The sequence below is a fragment of the Pseudoalteromonas sp. bablab_jr011 genome, assembly GCF_016464045.1.
In the GTDB taxonomy this organism is placed as follows: Bacteria; Pseudomonadota; Gammaproteobacteria; order Enterobacterales; family Alteromonadaceae; genus Pseudoalteromonas; species Pseudoalteromonas lipolytica.
Genome location: NZ_JACDWU010000330.1, coordinates 1 through 220 on the forward strand (window position 1 = coordinate 1; position 220 = coordinate 220).

Below are 220 nucleotides of genomic sequence, written 5' to 3' on the forward strand. Positions count from 1 at the left end.
CAACCATTCACAAGGACATGGTGTCACCCATGCGATGTATGTGGCTCATAAAGATTACAGCAACCACCGTGGTGCGTTTAGTGAAATTCGCGTTAAAGACAACCCACAAAACCCAAACTACTGTCGTTATACATGGGAGCGTGTGGTGCACTTTATGGATTTAAGCAAACCATTAGTTGACTCACCTGAAATAGAGCCGTTTCGTCATTTAGACCCAGCA

At 44.5% G+C, this 220-nt stretch carries 1 pseudogene; it reads left to right on the plus strand.

Annotated elements, in window-relative coordinates:
- A pseudogene (locus JIG41_RS21865) lies at positions 1–220 on the plus strand (hypothetical protein); the annotation flags it as partial.